Source organism: Methylobacterium trifolii (assembly GCF_022179685.1).
Lineage (GTDB): Bacteria > Pseudomonadota > Alphaproteobacteria > Rhizobiales > Beijerinckiaceae > Methylobacterium > Methylobacterium trifolii.
Map to the genome: position 1 here is coordinate 1 of NZ_BPRB01000146.1, position 5,386 is coordinate 5,386.

Genomic DNA, 5,386 nt, shown 5'->3' on the forward strand with positions numbered 1-5,386 from the left:
TCAAGGACTGGTTTAGATATGAGTCACATTTTGTTCATGGTAGAGATTCTCTTGTTGACATTTTAAAAGAGCGTGGATTACTATCTGAGTCCGATGCTGTTCAACCACTAATAGGTAAGAAATCATGAGTCAAGTTACTGAACAATCCGTACGTTTCCAGACCGCTTTGGCCTCTATTAAGCTCATTCAGGCTTCTGCCGTTTTGGATTTAACCGAAGATGATTTCGATTTTCTGACGAGTAACAAAGTTTGGATTGCTACTGACCGCTCTCGTGCTCGTCGCTGCGTTGAGGCTTGCGTTTATGGTACGCTGGACTTTGTAGGATACCCTCGCTTTCCTGCTCCTGTTGAGTTTATTGCTGCCGTCATTGCTTATTATGTTCATCCCGTCAACATTCAAACGGCCTGTCTCATCATGGAAGGCGCTGAATTTACGGAAAACATTATTAATGGCGTCGAGCGTCCGGTTAAAGCCGCTGAATTGTTCGCGTTTACCTTGCGTGTACGCGCAGGAAACACTGACGTTCTTACTGACGCAGAAGAAAACGTGCGTCAAAAATTACGTGCAGAAGGAGTGATGTAATGTCTAAAGGTAAAAAACGTTCTGGCGCTCGCCCTGGTCGTCCGCAGCCGTTGCGAGGTACTAAAGGCAAGCGTAAAGGCGCTCGTCTTTGGTATGTAGGTGGTCAACAATTTTAATTGCAGGGGCTTCGGCCCCTTACTTGAGGATAAATTATGTCTAATATTCAAACTGGCGCCGAGCGTATGCCGCATGACCTTTCCCATCTTGGCTTCCTTGCTGGTCAGATTGGTCGTCTTATTACCATTTCAACTACTCCGGTTATCGCTGGCGACTCCTTCGAGATGGACGCCGTTGGCGCTCTCCGTCTTTCTCCATTGCGTCGTGGCCTTGCTATTGACTCTACTGTAGACATTTTTACTTTTTATGTCCCTCATCGTCACGTTTATGGTGAACAGTGGATTAAGTTCATGAAGGATGGTGTTAATGCCACTCCTCTCCCGACTGTTAACACTACTGGTTATATTGACCATGCCGCTTTTCTTGGCACGATTAACCCTGATACCAATAAAATCCCTAAGCATTTGTTTCAGGGTTATTTGAATATCTATAACAACTATTTTAAAGCGCCGTGGATGCCTGACCGTACCGAGGCTAACCCTAATGAGCTTAATCAAGATGATGCTCGTTATGGTTTCCGTTGCTGCCATCTCAAAAACATTTGGACTGCTCCGCTTCCTCCTGAGACTGAGCTTTCTCGCCAAATGACGACTTCTACCACATCTATTGACATTATGGGTCTGCAAGCTGCTTATGCTAATTTGCATACTGACCAAGAACGTGATTACTTCATGCAGCGTTACCATGATGTTATTTCTTCATTTGGAGGTAAAACCTCTTATGACGCTGACAACCGTCCTTTACTTGTCATGCGCTCTAATCTCTGGGCATCTGGCTATGATGTTGATGGAACTGACCAAACGTCGTTAGGCCAGTTTTCTGGTCGTGTTCAACAGACCTATAAACATTCTGTGCCGCGTTTCTTTGTTCCTGAGCATGGCACTATGTTTACTCTTGCGCTTGTTCGTTTTCCGCCTACTGCGACTAAAGAGATTCAGTACCTTAACGCTAAAGGTGCTTTGACTTATACCGATATTGCTGGCGACCCTGTTTTGTATGGCAACTTGCCGCCGCGTGAAATTTCTATGAAGGATGTTTTCCGTTCTGGTGATTCGTCTAAGAAGTTTAAGATTGCTGAGGGTCAGTGGTATCGTTATGCGCCTTCGTATGTTTCTCCTGCTTATCACCTTCTTGAAGGCTTCCCATTCATTCAGGAACCGCCTTCTGGTGATTTGCAAGAACGCGTACTTATTCGCCACCATGATTATGACCAGTGTTTCCAGTCCGTTCAGTTGTTGCAGTGGAATAGTCAGGTTAAATTTAATGTGACCGTTTATCGCAATCTGCCGACCACTCGCGATTCAATCATGACTTCGTGATAAAAGATTGAGTGTGAGGTTATAACGCCGAAGCGGTAAAAATTTTAATTTTTGCCGCTGAGGGGTTGACCAAGCGAAGCGCGGTAGGTTTTCTGCTTAGGAGTTTAATCATGTTTCAGACTTTTATTTCTCGCCATAATTCAAACTTTTTTTCTGATAAGCTGGTTCTCACTTCTGTTACTCCAGCTTCTTCGGCACCTGTTTTACAGACACCTAAAGCTACATCGTCAACGTTATATTTTGATAGTTTGACGGTTAATGCTGGTAATGGTGGTTTTCTTCATTGCATTCAGATGGATACATCTGTCAACGCCGCTAATCAGGTTGTTTCTGTTGGTGCTGATATTGCTTTTGATGCCGACCCTAAATTTTTTGCCTGTTTGGTTCGCTTTGAGTCTTCTTCGGTTCCGACTACCCTCCCGACTGCCTATGATGTTTATCCTTTGGATGGTCGCCATGATGGTGGTTATTATACCGTCAAGGACTGTGTGACTATTGACGTCCTTCCCCGTACGCCGGGCAATAATGTTTATGTTGGTTTCATGGTTTGGTCTAACTTTACCGCTACTAAATGCCGCGGATTGGTTTCGCTGAATCAGGTTATTAAAGAGATTATTTGTCTCCAGCCACTTAAGTGAGGTGATTTATGTTTGGTGCTATTGCTGGCGGTATTGCTTCTGCTCTTGCTGGTGGCGCCATGTCTAAATTGTTTGGAGGCGGTCAAAAAGCCGCCTCCGGTGGCATTCAAGGTGATGTGCTTGCTACCGATAACAATACTGTAGGCATGGGTGATGCTGGTATTAAATCTGCCATTCAAGGCTCTAATGTTCCTAACCCTGATGAGGCCGTCCCTAGTTTTGTTTCTGGTGCTATGGCTAAAGCTGGTAAAGGACTTCTTGAAGGTACGTTGCAGGCTGGCACTTCTGCCGTTTCTGATAAGTTGCTTGATTTGGTTGGACTTGGTGGCAAGTCTGCCGCTGATAAAGGAAAGGATACTCGTGATTATCTTGCTGCTGCATTTCCTGAGCTTAATGCTTGGGAGCGTGCTGGTGCTGATGCTTCCTCTGCTGGTATGGTTGACGCCGGATTTGAGAATCAAAAAGAGCTTACTAAAATGCAACTGGACAATCAGAAAGAGATTGCCGAGATGCAAAATGAGACTCAAAAAGAGATTGCTGGCATTCAGTCGGCGACTTCACGCCAGAATACGAAAGACCAGGTATATGCACAAAATGAGATGCTTGCTTATCAACAGAAGGAGTCTACTGCTCGCGTTGCGTCTATTATGGAAAACACCAATCTTTCCAAGCAACAGCAGGTTTCCGAGATTATGCGCCAAATGCTTACTCAAGCTCAAACGGCTGGTCAGTATTTTACCAATGACCAAATCAAAGAAATGACTCGCAAGGTTAGTGCTGAGGTTGACTTAGTTCATCAGCAAACGCAGAATCAGCGGTATGGCTCTTCTCATATTGGCGCTACTGCAAAGGATATTTCTAATGTCGTCACTGATGCTGCTTCTGGTGTGGTTGATATTTTTCATGGTATTGATAAAGCTGTTGCCGATACTTGGAACAATTTCTGGAAAGACGGTAAAGCTGATGGTATTGGCTCTAATTTGTCTAGGAAATAACCGTCAGGATTGACACCCTCCCAATTGTATGTTTTCATGCCTCCAAATCTTGGAGGCTTTTTTATGGTTCGTTCTTATTACCCTTCTGAATGTCACGCTGATTATTTTGACTTTGAGCGTATCGAGGCTCTTAAACCTGCTATTGAGGCTTGTGGCATTTCTACTCTTTCTCAATCCCCAATGCTTGGCTTCCATAAGCAGATGGATAACCGCATCAAGCTCTTGGAAGAGATTCTGTCTTTTCGTATGCAGGGCGTTGAGTTCGATAATGGTGATATGTATGTTGACGGCCATAAGGCTGCTTCTGACGTTCGTGATGAGTTTGTATCTGTTACTGAGAAGTTAATGGATGAATTGGCACAATGCTACAATGTGCTCCCCCAACTTGATATTAATAACACTATAGACCACCGCCCCGAAGGGGACGAAAAATGGTTTTTAGAGAACGAGAAGACGGTTACGCAGTTTTGCCGCAAGCTGGCTGCTGAACGCCCTCTTAAGGATATTCGCGATGAGTATAATTACCCCAAAAAGAAAGGTATTAAGGATGAGTGTTCAAGATTGCTGGAGGCCTCCACTATGAAATCGCGTAGAGGCTTTGCTATTCAGCGTTTGATGAATGCAATGCGACAGGCTCATGCTGATGGTTGGTTTATCGTTTTTGACACTCTCACGTTGGCTGACGACCGATTAGAGGCGTTTTATGATAATCCCAATGCTTTGCGTGACTATTTTCGTGATATTGGTCGTATGGTTCTTGCTGCCGAGGGTCGCAAGGCTAATGATTCACACGCCGACTGCTATCAGTATTTTTGTGTGCCTGAGTATGGTACAGCTAATGGCCGTCTTCATTTCCATGCGGTGCACTTTATGCGGACACTTCCTACAGGTAGCGTTGACCCTAATTTTGGTCGTCGGGTACGCAATCGCCGCCAGTTAAATAGCTTGCAAAATACGTGGCCTTATGGTTACAGTATGCCCATCGCAGTTCGCTACACGCAGGACGCTTTTTCACGTTCTGGTTGGTTGTGGCCTGTTGATGCTAAAGGTGAGCCGCTTAAAGCTACCAGTTATATGGCTGTTGGTTTCTATGTGGCTAAATACGTTAACAAAAAGTCAGATATGGACCTTGCTGCTAAAGGTCTAGGAGCTAAAGAATGGAACAACTCACTAAAAACCAAGCTGTCGCTACTTCCCAAGAAGCTGTTCAGAATCAGAATGAGCCGCAACTTCGGGATGAAAATGCTCACAATGACAAATCTGTCCACGGAGTGCTTAATCCAACTTACCAAGCTGGGTTACGACGCGACGCCGTTCAACCAGATATTGAAGCAGAACGCAAAAAGAGAGATGAGATTGAGGCTGGGAAAAGTTACTGTAGCCGACGTTTTGGCGGCGCAACCTGTGACGACAAATCTGCTCAAATTTATGCGCGCTTCGATAAAAATGATTGGCGTATCCAACCTGCAGAGTTTTATCGCTTCCATGACGCAGAAGTTAACACTTTCGGATATTTCTGATGAGTCGAAAAATTATCTTGATAAAGCAGGAATTACTACTGCTTGTTTACGAATTAAATCGAAGTGGACTGCTGGCGGAAAATGAGAAAATTCGACCTATCCTTGCGCAGCTCGAGAAGCTCTTACTTTGCGACCTTTCGCCATCAACTAACGATTCTGTCAAAAACTGACGCGTTGGATGAGGAGAAGTGGCTTAATATGCTTGGCACGTTCG

The 5,386-nt window shown here is 44.7% G+C and carries 7 protein-coding genes and 2 pseudogenes; all 9 read left to right on the forward strand.

Translation table 11 applies throughout. The features are described from left to right. The coding region (locus COGEMETH_RS25950) for a phage DNA packaging protein C (RefSeq protein WP_171841498.1) at window positions 1-128 on the forward strand (128 nt) is incomplete at its 5' end. Next, window positions 125-583, forward strand: a complete 459-nt coding sequence (locus tag COGEMETH_RS25955; protein ID WP_000084700.1) for a scaffolding protein D — start codon at window positions 125-127, stop codon at window positions 581-583. The genes COGEMETH_RS25950 and COGEMETH_RS25955, both read left to right, overlap by 4 nt. After that, window positions 583-699 carry a phage DNA packaging protein J gene (locus tag COGEMETH_RS25960; protein WP_000033471.1) on the forward strand — a complete coding sequence of 39 codons (117 nt, stop codon included), beginning with the start codon at window positions 583-585 and terminating at the stop codon, window positions 697-699. The genes COGEMETH_RS25955 and COGEMETH_RS25960 overlap by 1 nt, the downstream gene beginning before the upstream one ends. Before the next feature lie 36 nt (window positions 700-735). Further along, window positions 736-2,019, forward strand: coding sequence for a major capsid protein (locus tag COGEMETH_RS25965; protein ID WP_000065572.1), 1,284 nt, complete (start codon window positions 736-738; stop codon window positions 2,017-2,019). 110 nt (window positions 2,020-2,129) lie between these two features. Beyond that, window positions 2,130-2,657, forward strand: coding sequence for a hypothetical protein (locus tag COGEMETH_RS25970; RefSeq protein WP_000487867.1), 528 nt, complete (start codon window positions 2,130-2,132; stop codon window positions 2,655-2,657). A gap of 8 nt (window positions 2,658-2,665) precedes the next feature. Continuing rightward, window positions 2,666-3,652, forward strand: coding sequence for a Minor spike protein (locus tag COGEMETH_RS25975; protein WP_000466547.1), 987 nt, complete (start codon window positions 2,666-2,668; stop codon window positions 3,650-3,652). A gap of 63 nt (window positions 3,653-3,715) precedes the next feature. Beyond that, window positions 3,716-5,242 (forward strand): annotated as a pseudogene (locus COGEMETH_RS25980) (replication endonuclease); the annotation flags it as partial. Next, window positions 5,211-5,279 (forward strand): annotated as a pseudogene (locus COGEMETH_RS25985) (hypothetical protein); the annotation flags it as partial. The pseudogenes COGEMETH_RS25980 and COGEMETH_RS25985, both read left to right, overlap by 32 nt. Further along, a partial coding sequence (locus tag COGEMETH_RS25990; RefSeq protein WP_238183198.1) for a phage DNA packaging protein C occupies window positions 5,254-5,386 on the forward strand: 133 nt, incomplete at its 3' end. The pseudogene COGEMETH_RS25985 and the gene COGEMETH_RS25990, both read left to right, overlap by 26 nt.